This window comes from Pseudomonas sp. 2,4-D (assembly GCF_030418155.1).
Lineage (GTDB): Bacteria > Pseudomonadota > Gammaproteobacteria > Pseudomonadales > Pseudomonadaceae > Aquipseudomonas > Aquipseudomonas alloputida.
Genome location: NZ_JAUHUI010000010.1, coordinates 1 through 23324, shown reverse-complemented (window position 1 = coordinate 23324; position 23324 = coordinate 1). Strand labels below are relative to the sequence as shown.

Genomic DNA, 23324 nt, shown 5'->3' with positions numbered 1-23324 from the left:
TACCGTTACTTGTAACGGTGGATGTTGGACAGCTGCTTGTTCGGCTGTGGGTTCTTGCGGTAGATCAGGGCTTTCTTGCCGATGGTCTGCACCAGCTCGGCGCGGCCGGCCTTGCACAGCTCGGCGATGGTCTCGGCGCGTTCTTCGCGGTCTTCCGAGCGAATTTCGACCTTGATCAGCTCATGGTCGACCAGAGCGCGCTCCAGTTCGGCGATCACGCCTTCATTCAAACCGTTGCCAGCAACGATCAGGACCGGCTTCAGGTCATGACCAATGGACTTGTATTGCTTCTTCTGCTCGTTATTGAGCGGCATAATCTGACCCTTTCCGTCTGATTCTGTAAAATTGACCGGCATTTTACCCGAGGGCCACCGGCTCCGCCCAGTCAATCACGACGCATATCATCGAGGTGCCCCGTGGTACAACGTTCCAAAAGCAGCGCAAACTGGCTGCGAGAGCATTTCAACGACCCTTTTGTGAAGCAGGCGCAGAAGGATGGGTATCGCTCGCGTGCGAGCTACAAACTGCTGGAGATCCAGGAGAAGGACCGCCTTATCCGCCCAGGCATGAGCGTGATCGACCTCGGCGCGGCCCCTGGTGGCTGGTCCCAGGTGACCAGTCGTCTGATTGGTGGCCAGGGTCGCCTGATCGCTTCCGACATTCTGGAAATGGACTCGATCGCCGACGTGACCTTCATTCAGGGTGACTTCACCCACGACGAAGTGCTGCAGCGCATTCTCGAAGCGGTGGGCGATTCGCATGTAGACCTTGTGATTTCCGACATGGCCCCCAATATGAGTGGTACGCCCGCGGTGGACATTCCGCGTGCCATGTTCCTCTGCGAGCTGGCCCTCGATCTGGCGACCCGCGTACTCAAGCCCGGGGGCGACTTCCTGATCAAGATTTTCCAGGGCGAAGGTTTTGACGTGTACCTGAAGGACGTGCGCAGCAAGTTCGACAAGGTACAAATGCGCAAGCCATCGTCGTCACGGGACCGTTCCCGCGAGCAATACCTGTTGGGCAGGGGCTTCAAAGGGTAATGAAAGGTGTGAAGCGGGGTGGTCGATAGTTAATTCCAATCGGCCACTGCGTCAGGATCGTCCGAACTTCGTGTAGTCTAGCTTTCACAAAGGGTTACAGACGGTGCCTGCGGCTGCGTAGGTAATGTAGTAAGTTAGGGCGATGAATATCATGCGAGGCACGGCTGCGTCGTGCGCCGGCCTCAGAGGGTAGCTAATTGAACGACATGGCAAAGAATCTGATCCTGTGGTTGATCATCGCAGCTGTCCTGGTGACAGTGATGAACAACTTCTCCAGCCCTAACGAGCCGCAGACCCTCAACTACTCCGACTTCATCCAGCAGGTCAAGGATGGCAAGGTCGAGCGTGTGACCGTCGATGGCTACATCATTACCGGCAAGCGCACCGACGGCGACAACTTCAAGACTGTGCGCCCGGCCATTACCGACAATGGCCTGATCGGCGACCTGGTCGACAACCACGTGGTCGTCGAAGGCAAGCAGCCTGAGCAGCAGAGCATCTGGACGCAGTTGCTGGTGGCGAGCTTCCCGATCCTGGTGATCATTGCCGTGTTCATGTTCTTCATGCGCCAGATGCAAGGGGGCGCGGGCGGCAAGGGCGGGCCGATGAGCTTCGGCAAGAGCAAGGCACGCCTGTTGTCCGAAGACCAGGTCAAGACCACGCTGGCTGACGTTGCGGGCTGCGACGAGGCCAAGGAAGAGGTTGGTGAGCTGGTCGAGTTCCTGCGCGATCCGGGCAAGTTCCAGCGCCTGGGCGGCCGTATCCCGCGCGGTGTGCTGATGGTTGGCCCACCCGGTACCGGTAAGACCCTGCTGGCCAAGGCCATTGCGGGCGAAGCGAAAGTACCGTTCTTCACCATTTCCGGTTCGGACTTCGTGGAAATGTTCGTGGGTGTCGGTGCCAGCCGTGTGCGCGACATGTTCGAGCAGGCCAAGAAGCACGCCCCGTGCATCATCTTCATCGACGAAATCGACGCCGTTGGTCGCCATCGTGGCGCCGGCATGGGCGGCGGTCACGACGAGCGTGAGCAAACCCTCAACCAGTTGCTGGTGGAGATGGACGGCTTCGAGATGAACGATGGCATCATCGTCATCGCCGCCACCAACCGTCCGGATGTGCTCGACCCTGCGCTGCTGCGCCCCGGCCGCTTCGACCGCCAGGTGGTGGTGGGCCTGCCAGACATTCGTGGTCGCGAGCAGATCCTCAAGGTGCACATGCGCAAGGTGCCGATCGGCGAGAACGTCAACCCGGCGGTCATCGCGCGTGGTACCCCAGGCTTCTCCGGCGCCGACCTGGCCAACCTGGTCAACGAGGCTTCGCTGTTTGCCGCGCGTTCCAACAAGCGCCTGGTCGAAATGAAAGAGTTCGAGCTGGCCAAGGACAAGATCATGATGGGCGCTGAGCGCAAGACCATGGTCATGTCCGAAAAGGAAAAGAGAAACACTGCCTATCACGAGGCTGGCCACGCCATTGTCGGTCGCCTGGTGCCTGAGCACGACCCGGTCTACAAGGTTTCGATCATCCCGCGTGGTCGTGCCTTGGGTGTGACCATGTTCCTGCCGGAAGAAGACCGCTACAGCCTCTCCAAGCGTGCGCTGATCAGCCAGATCTGCTCGCTGTATGGCGGCCGTATCGCCGAGGAGATGACCTTGGGCTTCGATGGCGTGACCACTGGCGCGTCCAACGACATTATGCGCGCCAGCCAGCTCGCTCGTAACATGGTGACCAAATGGGGCCTGTCCGAGAAGCTCGGCCCGCTGATGTATGCAGAGGAAGAGGGCGAGGTGTTCCTCGGCCGCAGTGCCGGTAGCCAGCATGCCAGCGTGTCCGGCGAGACTGCCAAATTGATCGACTCCGAGGTGCGCAGCATCATCGATCAGTGCTATGCCACTGCCAAGCAGTTGCTGATCGACAACCGCGACAAGCTCGAGGCGATGACCGAAGCGCTGATGAAGTACGAGACCATCGATGCCGATCAGATTGACGACATCATGGCTGGGCGCACACCACGTGAGCCACGTGATTGGGACGATGACAAGCACTCGGGCACGCCTGCGGCCCAGGATGAGCGTCCGGAATCGCCAATCGGCGGCCCAGCGGCTGAACACTAAGGGCATCTATGAGCTCAGTGCAGTACCCCACCCGGTTGCCTTGCGGCAACCGGGTTCTTGATTTGTCGCATACCCATGTCATGGGTATTCTCAATATCACCCCCGATTCCTTCTCCGATGGCGGTCGTTTCAGTCAGCGCGACGAGGCCCTGCGCCACGCCGAAGCGATGGTTGCCGCCGGCGCAACGCTGATCGACATCGGTGGCGAGTCCACGCGCCCGGGTGCGCGTGCAGTCTCGGTGACCGAGGAGCTGGAGCGTGTGGCGCCAATGGTCGAGGCCATCAACAGTCACCTCGACGTGGTCATTTCGGTCGATACCTCCACGCCTGCTGTCATGCGTGAAGCAGCACGCCTGGGTGCCGGGCTGATCAACGACGTGCGGGCCCTGGAGCGCGACGGCGCCCTGGACGCTGCGGCGGATACCGGTCTGCCGGTGTGCCTGATGCACATGCGTGGCGAGCCAGGCAACATGCAGGACGATCCGCATTACCAGGACGTTACCGCCGACGTCACCCGTTATCTTGAACAGCGGATGGCCGCCTGCGCAGCAGCGGGCATCGACGCTGATAGAATCATCCTTGACCCGGGCTTCGGTTTCGCCAAGACACTGGCGCACAACCTGAGCCTGTTCAAGCACATGGAAGCGCTCTATCGCCTTGGGCGCCCACTGCTGGTGGGCGTTTCACGAAAGAGCATGATCGGCCTGACGCTGGAACGTCCGGTCGGCGAGCGCTTGTACGGCAGCCTTGCGCTGGCGGCGTTGGCCATGACCAAAGGGGCGAGCATCCTTCGGGTACATGACGTGGCCGAAACCGTTGATGTGGTACGCATGATCGCTGCGGTGCAAAACGCCGAATAAGAACATTGGAGTCCCTATGAGCAGAAAATACTTTGGTACCGACGGCATTCGTGGCCGCGTCGGCGAATACCCGATCACGCCTGACTTCATGCTGAAGCTTGGCTGGGCGGCCGGCATGGCCTTCCGCAAGCAAGGCCATTGCCGCGTGCTGGTGGGCAAGGACACGCGCATCTCCGGCTACATGTTCGAGTCCGCACTCGAAGCCGGCCTGTCCGCGGCAGGTGCCGATGTGATGCTGCTCGGGCCGATGCCGACACCGGCCATCGCTTACCTCACGCGTACCTTCCACGCCGAAGCCGGCATCGTCATCAGTGCCTCGCACAACCCGCACGATGACAACGGCATCAAGTTCTTCTCGGGCCAGGGCACCAAGCTGCCGGACGAGGTCGAGCTGATGATCGAAGAGCTGCTCGACCAACCGATGACCGTTGTCGAGTCGGGCAAGCTGGGCAAGGTTTCGCGTATCAACGATGCCGCCGGCCGCTACATCGAATTCTGCAAGAGCAGCGTGCCGAGCAGCACCAGCTTCGACGGCCTCAAGCTGGTGGTCGACTGCGCCCATGGTGCTACCTACAAGGTTGCGCCCAGCGTATTCCGTGAGCTGGGTGCCGACGTGACCGTGCTGCATGCGCAACCGGACGGCCTGAACATCAACGAAGGTTGCGGCTCGACACACATCGAATCGCTGCAGGCCGCTGTACTGGTCGGGCATGCCGATCTCGGCATTGCCTTTGACGGTGACGGCGATCGCGTGCTGATGGTCGACCACACGGGCGCCATCGTCGACGGTGACGAGCTGCTGTTCATCATCGCTCGCGACCTGCAGGAGCATGGCAAGCTGCAAGGCGGGGTGGTCGGTACGCTGATGAGTAACCTGGGCCTGGAGCTGGCGCTCAAGGACCTGGACATCCCGTTTGTGCGGGCCAAGGTCGGCGACCGTTACGTCATGGCCGAGCTGTTGGAGCGTGAATGGCTGGTCGGCGGTGAAAACTCCGGTCACGTCGTGTGCTGCAACCACACCACAACGGGCGATGCGATCATTGCCGCGCTGCAGGTGCTGATGGCGCTCAAGCGCCGGGGCGAAACCCTGGCCCAGGCCCGTCAGGCCCTGCGCAAGTGCCCGCAGGTGCTGATCAATGTGCGCTTTGGCGCCAGCAAGGTCGACCCGCTGGAGCACCCCGCCGTCAAGGAAGCCAGTGCCAAGGTTACCGAAGCGCTGGCGGGGCGGGGTCGTGTGCTGTTGCGCAAGTCCGGTACCGAGCCGTTGGTGCGGGTCATGGTTGAGGGCGAGGACGAAAGCCAGGTGCGGGCCCATGCTGAAGCGCTGGCCAAACTGGTCGGCGAAGTTTGTGTCTGAAGGCGCTTGCCAGCGCAGATCTGGTTGGGTAAGATCTGCGCCCACTTTGACCGACGAGGTAAAGCATGCGTCGCCCTATGGTAGCTGGTAACTGGAAAATGCACGGTACCCGCGCTAGCGTCGCTGAGCTGACCAAAGGCTTGAGTAATCTCGCCTTGCCGAGCGAAGTGGAAGTCGCCGTATTTCCACCGGCCTTGTTCATCAATCAGGTGATTGATGGCCTGGCAGGTAAAGAAATTACTGTCGGCGCACAGAATTCTGCTGTACAACCCGAACAGGGTGCGCTGACCGGGGAAGTTGCTCCCGAGCAGCTGGTTGAAGCAGGTTGCAAGTTGGTGTTGATTGGTCACTCGGAGCGTCGCCAGATTATTGGTGAAACCGACGAAGTGCTCAATCGCAAGTTTGCAGCGGCCCAGGCCAAAGGCTTGAAGCCAGTGCTTTGCATAGGGGAAACCCTTGAAGAGCGCGAGGCTGGCAAAACGCTCGAAGTTGTCGGGCGTCAACTAAGCAGTATCATCGAAGCATTCGGTGTTAAGGCTTTTGCCGATGCAGTAATTGCCTATGAGCCTGTATGGGCCATCGGTACAGGCCTTACGGCCACGCCACAGCAGGCCCAGGATGTGCACGCCGCCATCCGCGGCCAGTTGGCGGCAGAAGATGCTGAAGTGGCTGCGAAGGTGCAGTTGCTATACGGCGGCAGCGTGAAGGCGGCCAATGCGGCCGAACTGTTCGGCATGCCGGATATCGATGGGGGTCTCATTGGTGGGGCTTCCCTGAACGCAGACGAATTCGGTGCAATTTGTCGCGCCGCAGGAAACTGAACAAATGCTGGAAACAGTCATCGTTGTTTTTCATCTGTTGGCAGCGCTGTCGCTTGTAGTGCTGGTTCTGTTGCAACAGGGTAAAGGTGCTGAAGCAGGTGCATCTTTCGGCGCGGGGGCTTCAAATACCGTGTTCGGGAGCCAAGGCTCTGCAACGTTCCTAAGTAAATTAACTGCTATACTCGCTGCCACTTTCTTTTTGACAGCACTTGGGTTAGGATACTTCGCGAAGCAACAAGCTCAGCAGCTTAGCCAAGCAGGTCTTCCAGATCCAGCAGTGCTAGAAGTGAAAGAGCCGCAAAAACCGGCAGTTAATGATGATGTACCGGTGCTCCAACAGCAGAAGAGCGAAACCACCAATAACACGGGTGATGTACCTCCTCCGGCTCAAGAGCAGAAGTAACGGGTTTCAAGTAGTAGTATTGCCGAGGTGGTGGAATTGGTAGACACGCAACCTTGAGGTGGTTGTGCCCATAGGGTGTAGGGGTTCGAGTCCCCTTCTCGGTACCAATTAAAGCTTGAGAGCCCGCTTTAGCGGGCTTTCTTGTAGGTGAATGTTTGGATTTGACCCTCAACAGGGTTCGGTCTTATACTTTTGCCCCAGCTTTGTCGCGGGGTGGAGCAGCTTGGTAGCTCGTCGGGCTCATAACCCGAAGGTCGTTGGTTCAAATCCAGCCCCCGCAACCAGCTTCAGCGGAGCCCCTTTTCAGGGGCTTTTTGCTAACCGAACAGTTTCGGCGTCGTTGTCCTACGGCGCTTTCAGGGATGGGCGCTTCGCCCATTTTTTATTTGCACAGCATGCACGAGGGGGTTCAGGTGTCGAGCAAGCTAGAACAGTTGCAGGCCTTGTTGGCCCCGGTTGTCGAGGGTCTGGGCTATCAGTGCTGGGGGATCGAATACGTTTCCCAGGGTAAGCATTCGGTACTGCGCATCTACATCGACAAGGAAGGCGGTATTCTGGTGGACGACTGCGAAGCAGTCAGCCGTCAGGCCAGCGCAATCCTCGATGTGGAAGATCCAATCAGCAGTGAGTACACCCTCGAGGTGTCTTCTCCAGGCATGGATCGCCCACTGTTCACGCTGGAACAGTTTGCCTCGCATGCCGGCGAACAAGTGAAGATCAAGCTGCGCTCACCCTTCGAGGGTCGTCGTAACTTCCAGGGCCTTCTCCGCGGTGTGGAGGAGCAGGATGTGGTGGTCCAGGTGGACAACCAGGAGTTCCTGTTACCGATCGACTCGATCGACAAGGCCAATATTATTCCCAGTTTTGACTGAGACGTGCCGGGCCCGGCGGACTATCCGGGCCCAATGGCTTGCGCAAGGCGAGGCGTACGATGAGCAAAGAAGTACTGCTGGTTGTTGAATCGGTATCCAACGAAAAAGGTGTACCGCCCGGCGTCATTTTCGAAGCGCTGGAAGTGGCCCTGGCCACTGCAACCAAAAAACGTTTTGAAGACGAAGTCGACCTACGTGTGGAAATCAACCGCCACACCGGTAGCTACGAGACTTTCCGTCGCTGGACCGTGGTCGACGAAGCCGATCTTGATGATCCGGCGATCGAGACCTGGCTGGACAAGATCAAGGACACCCACCCTGAAGCCAAGGTCGGTGACGTGATCGAAGAGAAGATCGAGTCCATCGAGTTCGGTCGTATTGCCGCCCAGACCGCCAAGCAGGTCATCGTGCAGAAGGTCCGTGAGGCCGAGCGTGCCCAGGTGGTCGATGCCTACCGTGAGCGCGTTGGCGAGATCATCTCCGGTACCGTAAAAAAGGTTACCCGCGACAACGTCATCGTTGACCTGGGCAACAACGCCGAGGCCTTGCTGGCTCGCGAAGACATCATTCCGCGCGAAACCTTCCGTGTTGGCGTGCGCCTGCGTGCGCTGCTCAAGGAAATTCGCACCGAAAACCGTGGCCCACAGCTGATTCTGTCGCGCACCGCGCCGCAGATGCTGATCGAGCTTTTCCGCATTGAAGTGCCGGAAATTGCCGAGGGCCTCATCGAAGTCATGGCTGCTTCCCGTGATCCGGGTTCGCGAGCCAAGATTGCCGTCCGCTCCAAGGACAAGCGTATCGATCCGCAAGGTGCCTGTATCGGCATGCGTGGTTCGCGCGTCCAGGCCGTATCCGGGGAGCTGGGTGGTGAGCGTGTGGATATCGTCCTGTGGGACGATAACCCGGCGCAGTTCGTCATCAACGCCATGTCGCCGGCTGAAGTCGCGGCGATCATCGTTGATGAAGATGCCCATGCAATGGACATCGCCGTCGCCGAGGACAACCTGGCCCAGGCCATTGGCCGTGGCGGTCAGAACGTTCGCCTGGCCAGTCAGTTGACCGGCTGGACCCTGAACGTGATGACCGAGAAGGACATCCAGGCCAAGCAACAGGCCGAAACCGGTGACATCCTGCGCAATTTCATCGAGGAACTGGAAGTCGACGAGGAGCTGGCCCAAGTGCTGGTCGACGAAGGCTTCACCAGCCTTGAAGAAATTGCCTACGTACCGTTGGAAGAAATGCTCAACATCGATGGCTTTGACGAAGACATCGTCAATGAGCTCCGCGCTCGAGCCAAGGACCGTTTGTTGACCAAGGCCATCGCTACCGAAGAAAAACTGGCAGACGCCCACCCGGCCGAAGACCTGCTCTCCCTTGAGGGCATGGACAAAGACCTGGCGGCTGAACTGGCGGTGCGCGGCGTGGTTAACCGCGAAGACCTGGCCGAGCAGTCGATCGACGATCTGCTCGACATCGACGGCATCGACGAAGAGCGTGCCGGCAAGTTGATCATGGCCGCCCGAGCCCACTGGTTCGAGTAATTAGGCGCGGCCTGAGGAGAGAAGTGCATGACGCAAGTCACGGTGAAAGAACTGGCCCAAGAGGTCGAGGCACCGGTAGAGCGCCTGCTGCAGCAGATGCGTGAGGCAGGTCTGCCGCACACCGACGCCGGTCAGGTAGTGACCGACAATGAGAAGCAGACCCTGCTGACTCATTTGAAAAGCAGCCACAAAAGCAAGGCGGAAGAGCCGCGCAAGATTACCTTGCAGCGCAAAACCACCAGCACCCTGCGTGTCGCCGGTAGCAAAAGCATCAGCGTAGAAGTACGCAAGAAGAAAGTTTTCGTGCAGCGCAGCCCTGAAGAAATCCAGGCTGAGCAGAAGCGTGAGCTGGAAGAGCGCCGCGCGGCTGAAAATGCCGCTCGCGACAAGGTCGAGGCCGAAGTTCGCCAGCGCAATGAAGAGCAGGCTCGCCGTCAGGCGGCCGGCTCCACTGCAGCCGCTCCAGCGCCTGCTGCCAAGCCAGAGCCGGCTCCTGCCGCTGCTCCGGCCCCGGTAGTCGCAGACGCTCCGGCCTCTGAAGACGCCGCAGCCCGTGCTGCCGAGCGCAAGAAAGACGAGACCCGTCGCAACGAAAGCCGTACCCGTGATGACGACCGTCGTCGTGGCGAGGCGCCTCGTGTGTCGATCAAGGTCAAGGTCAAGGAGAAGGAAAAGGCGCCGACTCCGCGTGCGGCTCCGCGCACTACCGACGAAGAGAGCGATGGCGCTCGTCGTGGCCGTGGTGGCAAGAGCAAGCTGAAAAAGCGTAATCAGCACGGCTTCCAGAACCCGACCGGCCCCGTCATCCGTGACGTGACCATCGGCGAGACCATTACCGTCTCCGAGCTGGCCAACCAGATGTCCGTCAAGGGCGCTGAAGTGGTCAAGTTCATGTTCAAGATGGGGACCCCAGTCACCATCAACCAGGTGCTCGATCAGGAAACCGCTCAGCTGATCGCCGAAGAGCTGGGCCACAAGGTCACGCTGGTCAGCGACACCGCCCTGGAAGACTCCCTGGCCGAATCGCTGAAGTTCGAAGGCCAGACCGAGTCGCGTGCGCCGGTGGTTACCGTCATGGGTCACGTTGACCATGGTAAGACCTCGCTGCTCGACTACATCCGTCGTGCCAAGGTTGCCGCTGGCGAAGCCGGTGGTATCACCCAGCACATCGGTGCCTATCACGTGGAAACCGACCGCGGCATGGTCACCTTCCTCGATACCCCAGGTCACGCTGCGTTTACCCAGATGCGTGCCCGTGGTGCCAAGGCGACCGACATCGTCATCCTGGTGGTGGCGGCGGACGACGGTGTGATGCCACAAACCCGCGAAGCCGTTCAGCATGCCAAGGCAGCCGGTGTTCCGCTGGTCGTTGCGGTGAACAAGATCGACAAGCCAGGTGCTGACCTCGATCGCATCCGTAACGAGCTGTCCGTCGAAGGCGTTACCTCCGAGGACTGGGGTGGTGACACGCCGTTCGTCAAGGTTTCGGCGAAGATGGGTACCGGTGTCGACGAGCTGCTCGAAGCCGTTCTGCTGCAGGCCGAGATCCTCGAACTGACCGCTACTCCAACCGCGCCAGGTCGTGGTGTGGTCGTCGAATCGCGCCTGGACAAGGGCCGTGGCCCGGTGGCGACCATCCTGGTTCAGGACGGTACCCTGCGTCAGGGCGACATGGTCCTGTGCGGTTCCAACTATGGCCGCGTTCGCGCCATGCTCGACGAGAACGGCAAGCCTGTGAAGGAAGCTGGCCCGTCGATCCCGGTCGAAATCCTCGGCCTGGACGGTACTCCGGAAGCCGGTGACGAGCTGTCCGTGGTTGCCGACGAGAAGAAAGCCCGTGAAGTTGCCCTGTTCCGTCAAGGCAAGTATCGCGAGGTCAAGCTGGCCCGTGCTCACGCCGGCAAGCTGGAAAACATCTTCGAGACCATGGGTCAGGAAGAGAAGAAAACCCTCAACATCGTTCTCAAGACCGATGTGCGTGGTTCTCTGGAAGCGCTGCAGGGTTCGCTCGGCGGCCTGGGCAACGACGAAGTGCAAGTACGCGTGATAGGTGGTGGCGTCGGTGGTATCACCGAGAGCGACGCCAACCTGGCGCTGGCTTCGAATGCTGTACTGTTCGGCTTCAACGTGCGTGCCGATGCCGGTGCGCGCAAGATCGTCGAGCAGGAAGGTCTGGATATGCGTTATTACAACGTGATCTACGACATCATCGAAGACGTCAAGAAGGCCCTGACCGGCATGCTCGGCAGCGATGTTCGCGAGAACATCCTGGGTGTCGCCGAAGTACGTGACGTGTTCCGTTCGCCGAAGTTCGGCGCCATCGCTGGCTGTATGGTCATCGAGGGTACCGTGTACCGCAACCGTCCGATTCGCGTACTGCGTGATGACGTTGTGATCTTCGAAGGCGAACTGGAATCGCTGCGTCGCTTCAAGGACGATGCTTCCGAAGTCCGTTCGGGCATGGAGTGCGGTATTGGCGTCAAGAGCTACAACGACGTCAAGGTCGGCGACAAGATCGAAGTCTTCGAGAAAGTCCAGGTGGCTCGTACCCTTTAAGGGCGAGCGAGCCGCAAGCGCCTGCTACAGGGCGGCTTGCGGTACCTCTTCAGGTAGCGCCCGGTCAGGCATTCGTCTGTCCGGGCGTTTGCCGCTTTAAGTTACAGGTAGCAAGAATGGCCAAAGAATATAGCCGTACCCAACGTATTGGCGATCAGATGCAGCGCGAGCTGGCCGAGCTGATCCGTCGCGAAGTCAAGGACCCGCGTGTCGGTCTGGTGACTATCACCGCCGTGGACGTGAGCCGTGACCTGGGCCATGCCAAGGTGTTCATCACCGTCATGGGCGAGGAAACCCCGGATGCTGTGCAGCAATCGCTCAAGGCATTGAATAGCGCTGCCAGCTTCCTGCGTCTGCACCTGGGGCGTTCGATGCAACTGCGCAGCGTGCCGCAGCTGCACTTCCATTTCGATGAAAGTGTCAGCCGTGGTGTGCACCTGTCGGCGCTGATCGAGCGTGCAGTGGCCGAAGACCGCCTGCACAAGGATGCCGACGAGTCGGACACCAAGGAGTAAGCGGTGGCCCAGGTCAAACGTATCCGCCGCAATGTCAGCGGCATCATCCTGCTCGACAAGCCGCTGGGCTTCACGTCCAATGCCGCCTTGCAGAAAGTGCGTTGGCTGCTGAACGCGGAAAAGGCCGGCCATACCGGTAGCCTCGACCCACTGGCAACCGGCGTGTTGCCGCTGTGCTTCGGTGAAGCGACCAAGTTTTCGCAGTACTTGCTGGATTCCGACAAGGGCTACGAAACCGTCATGCAGATGGGGCAGACTACCAACACCGGCGATGCCGAGGGTGAGGTGCTGCAGACCCGCGACGTGACCGTTGGTCGCGCCGACATCGAAGCACTGCTGCCACGTTTTCGCGGCCCGATCAGCCAGATACCGCCTATGTACTCGGCGCTCAAGCGTGACGGCCAGCCGTTGTACAAGCTGGCACGTGCAGGAGAGGTAGTGGAGCGCGAGGCGCGTTCTGTTACTATTAACCGCTTGGAGTTGCTCGAGTGCGAAGGCACCCGTGCCCGGCTGAGCGTAGGATGCAGCAAAGGCACCTATATCCGCACGCTGGTGGAGGATATCGGTGAAGCCCTTGGTTGCGGCGCCTATGTCGCCGAGCTGCGCAGGACCCAGGCAGGGCCCTTTGCGCTGGCACAGACGGTCACCCTCGAGGAACTCGAACAGGCCCATGCCGAAGGTGGCAACGAAGCGCTCGACCGCTTCCTGATGCCATCGGACAGCGGGCTGCAGGACTGGCCGTTGGTCAGCCTGTCGGAACACAGTGCGTTCTACTGGCTGCATGGCCAGGCGGTACGCGCGCCGGACGCGCCACAATTTGGCATGGTTCGGGTACAGGATCACAATGCACGCTTCATCGGTATCGGTGAAGTGAGCGAAGACGGGCGCATTGCGCCGCGTCGGCTAATTCGGTCGGAATGACCGAAACCGCGGGGTCAGGCAGTTGCCGAGCCCCACGGCATCAAGGGTGGCTGTCAGTAGGCACGGTCACACCTTTTTTATTAATACAGGGATTTGTCCCTGGCCTATTGGACCCCGCATGCGGGATCCGTTATCAGGAGAAGCCAAATGGCCCTCAGCGTTGAAGAAAAAGCTCAGATCGTTGCCGAATATCAGCAAGCCGCCGGCGATACCGGTAGCCCGGAAGTGCAGGTTGCTCTGCTGACCGCCAACATCAACAAGCTGCAAGGCCACTTCAAGGCCAACGACAAAGACCACCACTCCCGTCGTGGTCTGATCCGTATGGTCAACCAGCGTCGTAAGCTGCTGGATTACCTGAAGGGCAAAGACACCACTCGTTACAGCGCCCTGATCGGTCGCCTGGGCCTGCGTCGCTAATAGCGGCCTGGTCAGTGGTGTGCGTGGGGTGTCGCAGGCTTCGGCAGGGCTGTTTTGCAGCGCTGCCGTTGGGCACTTCACGCGTATCTCCGAGGTTGGCAGCCTGGCAATGCTGAGCGGTTTTTCCGCTTGGTGCCAGGCTCCCAGCCTCGTGTTGTATCTGGACGGTCAATGGGGCCGATTCCCCGTTCTGCCCAAGAATTCGCAAGAAACCAGTTCCCCCAAGAGCCACTGAAAAAGGTAGGAAACCGTGAACCCGGTAATCAAGACTTTCCAGTTCGGTCAATCGACCGTCACTCTCGAAACGGGCCGTATTGCCCGTCAGGCAACCGGCGCCGTGCTGGTTACCGTCGACAACGACGTCACCGTGCTGGTGACTGTGGTAGGTGCCAAACAGGCTGATCCAGGCAAGGGTTTCTTCCCGCTGTCGGTTCACTACCAGGAAAAGACCTACGCCGCTGGCAAGATCCCAGGTGGCTTCTTCAAGCGTGAAGGCCGTCCTTCCGAGAAAGAGACGCTGACCTCTCGCCTGATCGACCGTCCGATCCGTCCGCTGTTCCCGGAAGGCTTCATGAACGAAGTGCAGGTCGTCTGCACCGTGGTTTCCACCAGCAAGAAGACCGACCCGGACATCGCTGCGATGATCGGTACCTCGGCTGCCCTGGCCATTTCCGGTATTCCGTTCGAAGGCCCGATCGGCGCTGCCCGCGTTGCCTTCCACGAAAGCACTGGCTACCTGCTGAACCCGACCTATGAGCAACTGGCTGCCTCGAGCCTGGACATGGTCGTTGCCGGTACCTCCGACGCTGTCCTGATGGTTGAATCGGAAGCTCAAGAGCTGACCGAAGACCAGATGCTGGGTGCCGTACTTTTCGCCCACGACGAATTCCAGGCTGTTATCCAGGCTGTCAAAGAGCTGGCTGCCGAAGCTGGCAAGCCGACTTGGGACTGGAAACCTGCCGTTGCCAACACCGAGCTGTTCAATGCTATCCGCGCCGAGTTCGGCGAAGCGGTTTCGCAGGGTTACACCATCACCGTCAAGGCCGACCGCTACGCGCGTCTGGGCGAGCTGCGTGACCAGGCGGTTGCCAAGTTCTCCGGTGAAGAAGGCCAGCCTTCGGCTTCCGAAGTAAAAGACATCTTCGGCGAAATCGAATACCGCACCGTTCGCGAAAACATCGTCAACGGCAAGCCACGTATCGACGGCCGCGACACCAAGACTGTACGCCCGCTGAACATCGAAGTGGGTGTGCTGCCGAAAACTCACGGTTCGGCACTGTTCACCCGTGGCGAAACCCAGGCCCTGGTCGTTGCGACCCTGGGTACTGCCCGTGATGCCCAGCTGCTGGACACCCTCGAAGGCGAGAAGAAAGACCCCTTCATGCTGCACTACAACTTCCCACCGTTCTCGGTAGGTGAGTGTGGCCGCATGGGCGGTGCTGGCCGTCGCGAAATCGGCCACGGCCGTCTGGCCCGCCGTTCGGTTCAGGCCATGCTGCCTGCTGCTGACGTGTTCCCTTACACCATCCGCGTGGTTTCGGAAATCACCGAATCCAACGGTTCCAGCTCCATGGCTTCGGTCTGCGGTGCATCCCTGGCCCTGATGGACGCTGGTGTGCCGATGAAGGCGCCAGTTGCCGGTATCGCCATGGGCCTGGTCAAGGAAGGCGACAAGTTCGCAGTCCTGACTGACATCCTGGGTGACGAAGACCACCTGGGCGACATGGACTTCAAGGTAGCCGGTACCGCCAAAGGCGTCACCGCGCTGCAGATGGACATCAAGATCAACGGCATCACCGAAGAGATCATGGAAATCGCCCTGGGCCAAGCCCTGGAAGCGCGCCTGAACATCCTCGGCCAGATGAACCAGGTCATTGGCCAGTCGCGTACCGAACTGTCGGCCAACGCCCCAACCATGATCGCGATGAAGATCGACACCGACAAGATCCGCGACGTCATCGGTAAAGGCGGCGCCACCATTCGCGCCATCTGCGAAGAGACCAAGGCTTCGATCGACATCGAAGACGACGGCTCGATCAAGATCTTCGGCGAAACCAAGGAAGCGGCAGATGCTGCCAAGCAGCGCATCCTGGGCATCACCGCTGAGGCCGAGATCGGCAAGATCTACGTCGGCAAGGTCGAGCGCATTGTCGATTTCGGCGCCTTCGTCAACATCCTGCCTGGCAAGGACGGCCTGGTGCACATCTCCATGCTGAGCGATGCTCGCGTCGAGAAAGTCACCGACATCCTCAAGGAAGGCCAGGAAGTCGAAGTGCTGGTACTGGACGTGGATAACCGCGGCCGTATCAAGCTGTCGATCAAGGACGTCGCTGCGGCCAAGGCCTCGGGCGTCTAAGCGACCGTCACGCAATAGAGAAAGGGCCCTTCGGGGCCCTTTTTTCATGGGGACGGGAACCTTTTGCGGACTTGCATCTTGCATGCAGGTTTACCGCGCAGATTGCAAAATGCACGACCCCAACTGCGATGGTGTTTTACTAACTGTTTGATTTAAAAGGAAATAAACGGGGAGGCTAAGCTGGCACAGCCCATGCAACTACCTTCATACCTGACGCCAGGACATACGGCGCAGACCCTTCGAAAAACAGGAGTGACCCACATGAAGAAGTTCGCCATTGCTGCCGCTACTGCTACCGCTCTGACCCTGACCATGGCTAACGGTGCATTCGCCGCTGAGCCAACCCAGGCTCCAGTCATGTTGGCGGCCAACACCGTCGACAACGCCAAGCAAGAAGGCTCCGACACTTGGATCACTACCAAGGTCAAAGCTGATCTGCTGACTGAAAAAGGCATCCCAGGCAGCGACATCAAAGTCGAGACCAGCCAAGGTGTTGTTTCGCTGTCTTCTGATGTGAAGGTTACCGAATCGCAGAAAGCAGAAGCGGTGCGCATCACCAAGAACATCAAAGGCGTCAAGAGCGTAATGTCTGACGGCCTGAAAGCCGAGTAAAGGAATGTCCCGTCGGCCAAATGGATTTGGCCACTTTCACCAAAGCCCTGGCCCGTGCCAGGGCTTTTTCTTGCGCTCAATACACTGGGTTGCGCGCGATCACATCGCTTTCGAAGCATTCCTGCTCAAGGATCAGAGGCTCCACCAATGGGCGGCTGTCGCGAAAATGCGCGGTCTGGGTATGCGCTTCATACGCAGCATCATCGCGGTAGATTTCGTACAAGTAGATCACCTCCGGATCGACCCGGTCCTGCGACACATCGAACACCAGGCAGCCTGGCTCACTCGCCACGGAAGCTGCAGCATTGACCTTGATTGCACTGAGGAAAGCTTCGGCGCATCCAGGCTTCACTCGGGTCTTGATGAACAGGCTATACACAAATCTCTCCTTTTGTTTTAAATTCAATAATGAATTGTATACAAAAATGGAGCTTCGCCAATGTCCGAATTGCCTGCACGCCCTGGCCGCCTGAATGGCTTGCGCCACATTGCCCTGCTGGTGCCTAACCTGGAGGAGTGTGAACGCTTCTACGTCGATGTGCTGGGCATGGAAGTGCTGAATCGTGCCAATGAGGACCTGGTGTACCTCACCTGCGGTAACGACAACCTTTCATTGGGGCGTGGGGCAGGGGCGGCCAACGGGTTGCAGACCCTGGATCACTACGGGTTCATTGTCGACAGCGTGGAGGAGTTGGAAGCCTGGTACCAGTACTTCAAGGCTCATGGCGTGACCTTGCTCGACCGGCCGTTCAACCATGGTGACGGCGCACGCAGCTTCCACCTGCTGGACCCGGCCGGGAACAAGGTTCAACCGTTGTATCACCCGGCGGTGTCGGGGCAGCGGTTGGTTTGAAGCCCGTACGGGCCTCTTCGCGGGCACGCCCGCTCCCACAGGTAGTGCGCAGGTCTGTGGGGGCGGGCGTGCCTGCGAAAGAGATCAGGCCTGCCGGAGGGGATTACTCGGCATCCAGATGCATCGGCGTAATCACCCGCCCATCGCTTTCAGGCTGCCCCAGGCTGGTGTCGATGAAGTACACCCGGTCATCTTCAAGCTTGCCCTTGTCCACGAGGTAGTCCTTGATGCTGCTGGCCCGCTCCTGGCCCAGTGTACGCAGCAAGGCGGTACTCTCAGCCCAAGACTTGATCACCGCGGCGCGCAGCTTGGCGGTACGCTCGTCACGGCTCAGTTGCTCCCATTCTGCTGGCGGCTGCTGTTTCAGGCGGGTGCGGTAAATGCCTTCGAGCATCGCGGGCTTGTCGCTGTCGTCCACCACCAGCATCGAGGCATTGGCCGGCACCTTGTCACCCCGTCGCTGCAGGATCTTGTACCAGGTGGCCTGGTACTCACGCTCAAGGCGCTGTTGGGCAATCAGCGGGCCATCGCTGGCCTGGGCGCTGGTGCCTTCGATTTCCAGGCGCAGTTCCGGGCGCTCTTTCAGCGCGGATGCCAGCTTGTCCAGGGACGACTGCGCCTCGCCGCTGAGTTCGCTGGAGCCGGGGGCGAACGCCACATTGCCAAGGTCTTCCGAGCTGCCGCCGCTGATCAGTCCGCCAATGAATTTGAATGGCGCCTGCGCCGCGCGCAGCACCAGGTTGCGCAGGGTTTGCCAAACAATCGGCATCACGCTGAATTGCGGGTTGTTGAGGTCGCCAGACACCGGCAGCTCAATCGAGATCTTGCCCTCGGTATCCTTCAGCAATGCCACCGCCAGGCGGATCGGAAGGTCGACTGCATCCGGACTGTCGACTTTCTCGCCCAGCTGCAGTTGTTCCACTACTACCTTGTTCTCGGCCTTGAGTTGGCCGTTGGTGATCAGATAGTGCAGGTCCAGGTTCAGCCGCCCTTTGCGGATGCGGAAGCCGGCGAACTTGCCGGAGTAGGGCGTCAACGTGGTCAGTTCGACGCGCTTGAAGCTGGTGGCAATGTCCAGGCTGGCCAGTGGGTTGAACGGGTTGAGTGCGCCCTTGATGGTGACCGGTGCGTAGCGGTCTACCTTGCCCTTGACTTCGACCTTGGCCGGCAGCGGCTTGCGGTTGTCGATGGTGCCGATCTGGCCGTTGAGTTGCTGGATGGCCGTGGCGAAGTTGGGGGTAAGCGACAGGTCGGCAAAGTTGGCCGAGCCGTCGTTGATGTCGATCTGCCCGATATGGATGCCAAGCGGCTTGTTGTTGCTGGCCGTGGTCGGCTTGGGCTGGCTGCTCGCCGGGGCGTCGGCCGGTTGCGGGATCAGCAGGTCATTGACATTGGTGGTGCGGTCTTCGTTGATGATGAAGCGTGCATAGGGCTGCAGCAGGGTCACCTTGTCGATCGACAGTGCATCGCCGTGCACGTAGGACAAGCCGTCGACGTTCACCTGCTGCCATTTGACGAAGTCGCGGCTCTTGATGGTGTCGAGGGTGTGCAACTGGCTGACCTGCGCCTTGCCGGTCACATTGAAGGCCAGCGGCGCGGTGTTCTTCAGGTCGACCTTGAGGTCGCTCGAGAGCATGCCGCTGCGCAGCTCCAGCAGGATGAACGGGCTAATGTAGGCCTGGGCCACACGCAGGTCGATGTCGCGGGTGCTCACATCCAGCTTTGCCCATATCGGTGCCAGGTTGACCTGGCCTGCGGCCTGCAGCTTGCCTTGCTTGCCCACACCGGTATCGAGTTTGAGGGTGAAGGGCGACTGGTTGAGGCTGTCGAAACCTTGCAGGTCGGCGTTGAGGGGGCCAATGTCCAAGGCTACCGGTTCCTTCTGGCTGCGATCTGCCAGGTGCACCAGGTAGTTGCGCAACTGCACGTCCTTGAGCAGCACTTGCCAAGGCTTGCTTGGCTCCTTGGCAGCTTTCTCTTCAGGCGTAGGTTCTGCGGCAGCCGGCTCGGCTTTTTCCTTCGGCGTAGCCTTGGCGGGTTGGCTGGCGAACAGCTTCTGCCAGTCGAGCTGGCCATCTTTTTCCAGCGCCGCCCAGGTTTCGAGCTTTTCGCTGCGAACCTTGCCCACGGTGACCTGCTGTTTGACCAGATCAATGGTGGTTTCGCTAACCTCCAGGCTGGCCAGGCGTGCCAACGGTCGGCCATCCGGCGCCTTGATGGCGAATGGCGCGATGCGCACGGAGACCTTATCCAGCAGCAGCTCGGTCTGTTTGGCGAGGTTGAGCTTGTAGTGCGTATCGAGGCTTACCACGCCGTCTTCCAGCACCAGTGGCACGGCATCGCGCACGTAGGGCCAGAACAGCTTCATCTTGCCGTCAGTGACCTTCAGTGTGCCTTCGGAGGCGATCGGCGACAGGCTCAGCGTGCCCTTCCAGTCGATGCGTCCGCCATTGGGGCCGCTGGCCACCAAGGTCATGTCGGCGTTGTCGTTGGGCAGGGTGCTGAGGTTTTTCAGCTCCAGATTCATGTTGTCGTAGAGGAACTCGATCGGCTCGCTGGGGCGCAGGTCCTCGAAGTGCAGGTAGCCGTCGACGAGCTTGATGCTGCCAATACGCAGCGGGAACGGGTCGCTGGGCGGCTCTTCGGGTTTGGCTTCGCTGGCCGGTAGTTTGAACAACCCGGTCAGGTTGAGGGTACCGTCCTTGGCGAACAGCACTTCGTTGCGCGGTTTGTCGAGTTCCACCGCTTCCAGATGCAGGGCTTTGGTCCACAGGCTGTCGAGCGAGGCGTTAGCGTAAAGACGCTCGAAGCCGACCTGCTCCTTGCCCGGCTCGCCGATCTGCAGGCCCCACAGCGTCAACTCGAGGCTGAAGGGGTTGAGTTCGATCCGTTCGAGGTGGGCCGGCACGGTGGCGTATTGGGCCAACTGCTGGTTGGCAATGCGCAGTGCGACACCAGGAAGAATGAGAAAGCCAAGCAGGCTATACAGGGCTACCAAGGCCACGATTGCGCCAGCGGCGCGAGTCAATCCTTTGTACATGTGTCGCTTCGTCAGTCTAAGCAGGAGTGCTTGGAGTATGGCACGTTAAATCAGTTCCGCAGGGGCCACCCTTTGCGCTCAATCAATGCCCATGCGCCGTTTGGCTCGGTGTGCCGAGCCGTCGCGCATTGCCCAGCGCAGTACCGGCGCAGTGCGTTGCAGGCCCAGGCGGATCAGGCGCTGCTGCAGGGGCCCGTGCTGCAGGCCGAGCAGTGCCTGGGCCCAGCCGGGCAGCAAGTCGATACCCGCGTGCAGCATCAGTTTGCCAACCGGCTGTGCCAGGCGGCTGGGAGCAGGGGCGTCGAGCAGGATTCGTATCACCTCATGGCTGCGCGCATCACAATGCAGCTGCGGGCGTATGTGTTGCAGATAGTCTTCAACTTGCTGGCACGAGCGCGGCACGTCACGGGCGCCAAGGCGCTCGGCGATCAGGGCGATTTCGTTGTAATAGGCATCCTGCTCGGCGCGTGGCAGGCGTGGGTTGCGGTAACGCAGGTGGGCAGCGAGGAAACGGCTGACCTCCGCTACATGCACCCAGGTCAACAGATCCGGGTCGCTGGCCGCATAGGGGCGGCCATCTGGTGCCGTGCCGGTGACCTGCAGGTGAATGGTGCGCACTTTGTCGATCAGCCACTCGGCATCGCCAGTGGCGCCGAAGGTGGTGCCGGAAATGAACTGGCTGGTGCGGCGCAAGCGGCCGAGCAGGTCTTCACGAAAATTGGAGTGGTCCCACACACCGGCCAAGGCCAGGGGATGCAACAACTGCAGCATCAGCGCGCTGATGCCACCGACCAGCATGCTCGGGAAGTCGCCATGTACCCGCCAGCTGATGCTTTGCGGGCCGAACAGGCCGGGGTCGCCCTTGGGCGATTCCAGGTCGAGCTGGCCGAGGGCCAGCCCGGTGAGGCTCATGACCTGGGTTTCGATGCGGCGACGAAGGGCTTCCATGGCGACCTGCTGTGCAGGGCGGCCATGATGGGTGGCCGCCAGTTACTGGTTGAGGCGTTTGTCGATCAGGCCCTGTACCACGCTTGGGTCGGCCAGGGTCGAGGTATCGCCCAGGTTCTCCAGCTCATTGCAGGCGATTTTGCGCAGTATACGCCGCATGATCTTGCCTGAGCGCGTCTTGGGTAGCGCTGGCGCCCACTGAATCAGCTCAGGCTTGGCGAAGCTGCCGATTTCCTTGCTGACCAGGGCCAGCAGCTCGGCCTTTAGCGTGTCATCTGGCGTCACGCCATTCATGGTCGTGACGAAGGCGTAGACGCCTTGGCCCTTGAGGTCGTGGGGGTAGCCGACCACTGCGGCTTCGGCCACGCTGTCATGCAGCACCAGTGCGCTTTCCACTTCAGCGGTGCCGATGCGGTGCCCGGACACGTTGATCACATCGTCGATGCGCCCGGTGATCCAGTAGTCGCCATCGGCATCGCGGCGGGCACCGTCGCCAGTGAAGTAGTAGCCGGGCAAGGGCTTGAAGTAGGTGTCGACCATCCGTTGGTGGTCGCCGTAGACGCTGCGAATCTGCCCGGGCCAGCTGGCTTTGATCGCCAGCACGCCGGCGCCGGGGCCTTCGATCAGTTTGCCTTTTTCGTCCAGAAGCACCGGTTGCACGCCGAACATTGGCTGGGTGGCGCAGCCGGGTTTGAGTGACTGTGTGCCGGGCAGTGGGGTGAGCATGATGCCGCCGGTTTCGGTCTGCCACCAGGTATCCACAATCGGGCAGCGCTTTTGCCCGACCTCCTCGAAATACCATTCCCAGGCTTCCGGGTTGATCGGCTCGCCGACGCTGCCCAGCAGGCGCAGGCTTTTGCGTGAGGTGCTCTGCAGTGGCGCAGAGCCCTCACGCATCAGCGCTCGCAGGGCGGTCGGAGCGGTGTAGAAGATGTTCACCTGGTGCTTGTCTACCACTTGCCAGAAGCGCGAGGTGTCCGGGTAGTTCGGTACGCCTTCGAACATCAGCGAGATTGCGCCATTGGCCAGCGGGCCATAGACGATGTAGCTGTGGCCGGTCACCCAGCCGACATCGGCGGTGCACCAGAACACTTCTCTGTCACGGTAATCGAACACCACCTTGAAGGTCATTGCCGCCTGTAGCAGGTAGCCGCCGGTGGTATGCAATACCCCTTTGGGTTTGCCGGTGCTGCCAGAGGTGTAGAGGATGAACAGCGGGTCTTCGGCCTCCATCGGTTCAGGGGGGCAGTCGTCGCCGGCGTCCTGCGTAGCTTCGTGGTACCAGAGGTCGCGGCCTTGGGCCCAGGCAACATCGCCGCCAGTGCGGCGCACCACCAACACGCTGCTGACCGCCGGGCAGTTGGCCAGGGCCTTGTCGACGTTCTGTTTCAGCGGGATGCGCTTGCCGCCACGCACGCCTTCATCGGCGGTGATCACGGTGCGGCAGTCGGCATCGAGAATACGGTCTCGCAAGGCATCGGGGGAGAAACCGCCGAACACCACCGAGTGGATGGCGCCGATGCGGGTGCAGGCGAGCATGGCGAAGGCGGCCTCGGGAATCATTGGCATATAGATGCACACCCGGTCGCCTTTCTTCACGCCGCGCGCTTTCATTGCATTGGCCAGTCGGCAGACCTGACGGTGCAGTTCGCGGTAGGTGATGGCCTTGGAGTCCTTGGGGTCGTCGCCTTCCCACAGCAGGGCCGTTTGCTCGCCGCGCTGGGCCAGATGACGGTCGATGCAGTTGTAGCTGACGTTGAGTTGCGCACCGTCGAACCAGCGGGCCTTGCCGGTATGCAGGTCGCATTGCTGCACGCTTGACCAAGGCTTGATCCAGTCCAGGCGTTTGGCCTGTTCGGCCCAGAAGGTGTCTGGGTCTTCGACCGACTGGCGGTAGAGGTGGCGGTAGTCTTCGGGGGTGAGGGCGGCGGACTGGCTGACGGCCCGGGCCTGGGGGTATTTGCGGATATCGAACATGGCGGGTGGTCCTGCTCTTGTAAGGGGCGATGGACTGCAACGGCTATTCGATAAGACAGTGTAGCTGGGAGCGGTGTTCAACCTGGGCCGGCCTCTTCGCGGGTAAACCCGCTCCTACGAGGTA

General features: G+C 60.4%; 20 protein-coding genes and 2 tRNA genes. 17 read left to right on the top strand and 5 right to left on the bottom strand.

What is annotated here, in order from left to right; genetic code table 11:
* Window positions 1–5: 5 nt before the first annotated feature.
* Window positions 6–314 (bottom strand): ribosome assembly RNA-binding protein YhbY, encoded by a 309-nt coding sequence (yhbY, locus tag QYE47_RS09850; RefSeq protein ID WP_003249945.1) that lies wholly within the window; start codon window positions 312–314, stop codon window positions 6–8.
* A 102-nt stretch (window positions 315–416) separates the two neighbouring features.
* Here yhbY and rlmE point away from each other — a divergent pair, with 102 nt between their 5' ends.
* The 16 genes from rlmE (at window position 417) to QYE47_RS09770 (ending at window position 16382) form a co-directional block, all read left to right on the top strand.
* Complete coding sequence (rlmE, locus tag QYE47_RS09845) at window positions 417–1040, top strand: 23S rRNA (uridine(2552)-2'-O)-methyltransferase RlmE (protein ID WP_003249947.1); 624 nt, start codon at window positions 417–419, stop codon at window positions 1038–1040.
* A gap of 206 nt (window positions 1041–1246) precedes the next feature.
* Complete coding sequence (gene ftsH, locus QYE47_RS09840; protein ID WP_012053749.1) at window positions 1247–3151, top strand: ATP-dependent zinc metalloprotease FtsH; 1905 nt, start codon at window positions 1247–1249, stop codon at window positions 3149–3151.
* 8 nt (window positions 3152–3159) lie between these two features.
* Window positions 3160–4011 carry a dihydropteroate synthase gene (folP, locus tag QYE47_RS09835; protein ID WP_070384358.1) on the top strand — a complete coding sequence of 284 codons (852 nt, stop codon included), beginning with the start codon at window positions 3160–3162 and terminating at the stop codon, window positions 4009–4011.
* A 16-nt stretch (window positions 4012–4027) separates the two neighbouring features.
* A complete protein-coding gene (gene glmM, locus QYE47_RS09830) occupies window positions 4028–5368 on the top strand; it encodes a phosphoglucosamine mutase (protein ID WP_014592408.1) in 1341 nt (446 codons plus the stop codon).
* A 65-nt stretch (window positions 5369–5433) separates the two neighbouring features.
* Window positions 5434–6189 (top strand): triose-phosphate isomerase, encoded by a 756-nt coding sequence (gene tpiA, locus QYE47_RS09825; RefSeq protein ID WP_019438970.1) that lies wholly within the window; start codon window positions 5434–5436, stop codon window positions 6187–6189.
* A 4-nt stretch (window positions 6190–6193) separates the two neighbouring features.
* Complete coding sequence (secG, locus tag QYE47_RS09820; protein ID WP_019438971.1) at window positions 6194–6592, top strand: preprotein translocase subunit SecG; 399 nt, start codon at window positions 6194–6196, stop codon at window positions 6590–6592.
* Between the two features lie 21 nt (window positions 6593–6613).
* A tRNA-Leu gene (locus QYE47_RS09815) sits at window positions 6614–6699 on the top strand.
* Between the two features lie 100 nt (window positions 6700–6799).
* A tRNA-Met gene (locus tag QYE47_RS09810) sits at window positions 6800–6876 on the top strand.
* A gap of 129 nt (window positions 6877–7005) precedes the next feature.
* Window positions 7006–7464, top strand: coding sequence for a ribosome maturation factor RimP (gene rimP / locus QYE47_RS09805; RefSeq protein WP_003249960.1), 459 nt, complete (start codon window positions 7006–7008; stop codon window positions 7462–7464).
* 59 nt (window positions 7465–7523) lie between these two features.
* Window positions 7524–9005, top strand: a complete 1482-nt coding sequence (nusA, locus tag QYE47_RS09800; protein WP_003249963.1) for a transcription termination factor NusA — start codon at window positions 7524–7526, stop codon at window positions 9003–9005.
* Between the two features lie 27 nt (window positions 9006–9032).
* The gene (infB, locus tag QYE47_RS09795) at window positions 9033–11561 is read left to right on the top strand and encodes a translation initiation factor IF-2 (protein ID WP_014592405.1); all 2529 of its coding nucleotides are present in this window, start codon (window positions 9033–9035) and stop codon (window positions 11559–11561) included.
* Window positions 11562–11677: 116 nt separating this feature from the next.
* Complete coding sequence (rbfA, locus tag QYE47_RS09790) at window positions 11678–12076, top strand: 30S ribosome-binding factor RbfA (RefSeq protein ID WP_003249967.1); 399 nt, start codon at window positions 11678–11680, stop codon at window positions 12074–12076.
* Window positions 12077–12079: 3 nt separating this feature from the next.
* Window positions 12080–12997, top strand: coding sequence for a tRNA pseudouridine(55) synthase TruB (gene truB, locus QYE47_RS09785; protein ID WP_003249968.1), 918 nt, complete (start codon window positions 12080–12082; stop codon window positions 12995–12997).
* Window positions 12998–13144: 147 nt separating this feature from the next.
* Window positions 13145–13414 carry a 30S ribosomal protein S15 gene (gene rpsO / locus QYE47_RS09780; protein ID WP_003249971.1) on the top strand — a complete coding sequence of 90 codons (270 nt, stop codon included), beginning with the start codon at window positions 13145–13147 and terminating at the stop codon, window positions 13412–13414.
* A gap of 250 nt (window positions 13415–13664) precedes the next feature.
* Window positions 13665–15770 (top strand): polyribonucleotide nucleotidyltransferase, encoded by a 2106-nt coding sequence (pnp, locus tag QYE47_RS09775; protein ID WP_004575780.1) that lies wholly within the window; start codon window positions 13665–13667, stop codon window positions 15768–15770.
* Between the two features lie 261 nt (window positions 15771–16031).
* Window positions 16032–16382 carry a BON domain-containing protein gene (locus tag QYE47_RS09770; RefSeq protein ID WP_003249976.1) on the top strand — a complete coding sequence of 117 codons (351 nt, stop codon included), beginning with the start codon at window positions 16032–16034 and terminating at the stop codon, window positions 16380–16382.
* Window positions 16383–16458: 76 nt separating this feature from the next.
* On the opposite strand, the gene QYE47_RS09765 is transcribed toward QYE47_RS09770, so the two are convergent.
* Window positions 16459–16761, bottom strand: a complete 303-nt coding sequence (locus QYE47_RS09765; protein WP_014592403.1) for a putative quinol monooxygenase — start codon at window positions 16759–16761, stop codon at window positions 16459–16461.
* 60 nt (window positions 16762–16821) lie between these two features.
* Here QYE47_RS09765 and QYE47_RS09760 point away from each other — a divergent pair, with 60 nt between their 5' ends.
* Window positions 16822–17235, top strand: a complete 414-nt coding sequence (locus QYE47_RS09760) for a VOC family protein (RefSeq protein ID WP_010955354.1) — start codon at window positions 16822–16824, stop codon at window positions 17233–17235.
* Between the two features lie 103 nt (window positions 17236–17338).
* On the opposite strand, the gene QYE47_RS09755 is transcribed toward QYE47_RS09760, so the two are convergent.
* The 3 genes from QYE47_RS09755 to acs form a co-directional block, all read right to left on the bottom strand.
* Window positions 17339–20275, bottom strand: coding sequence for a DUF748 domain-containing protein (locus tag QYE47_RS09755; protein ID WP_070384357.1), 2937 nt, complete (start codon window positions 20273–20275; stop codon window positions 17339–17341).
* A 78-nt stretch (window positions 20276–20353) separates the two neighbouring features.
* Window positions 20354–21223, bottom strand: coding sequence for an oxygenase MpaB family protein (locus tag QYE47_RS09750; protein ID WP_014592401.1), 870 nt, complete (start codon window positions 21221–21223; stop codon window positions 20354–20356).
* A gap of 42 nt (window positions 21224–21265) precedes the next feature.
* Window positions 21266–23200 carry an acetate--CoA ligase gene (gene acs, locus QYE47_RS09745; RefSeq protein WP_014592400.1) on the bottom strand — a complete coding sequence of 645 codons (1935 nt, stop codon included), beginning with the start codon at window positions 23198–23200 and terminating at the stop codon, window positions 21266–21268.
* Window positions 23201–23324 lie beyond the last annotated feature (124 nt).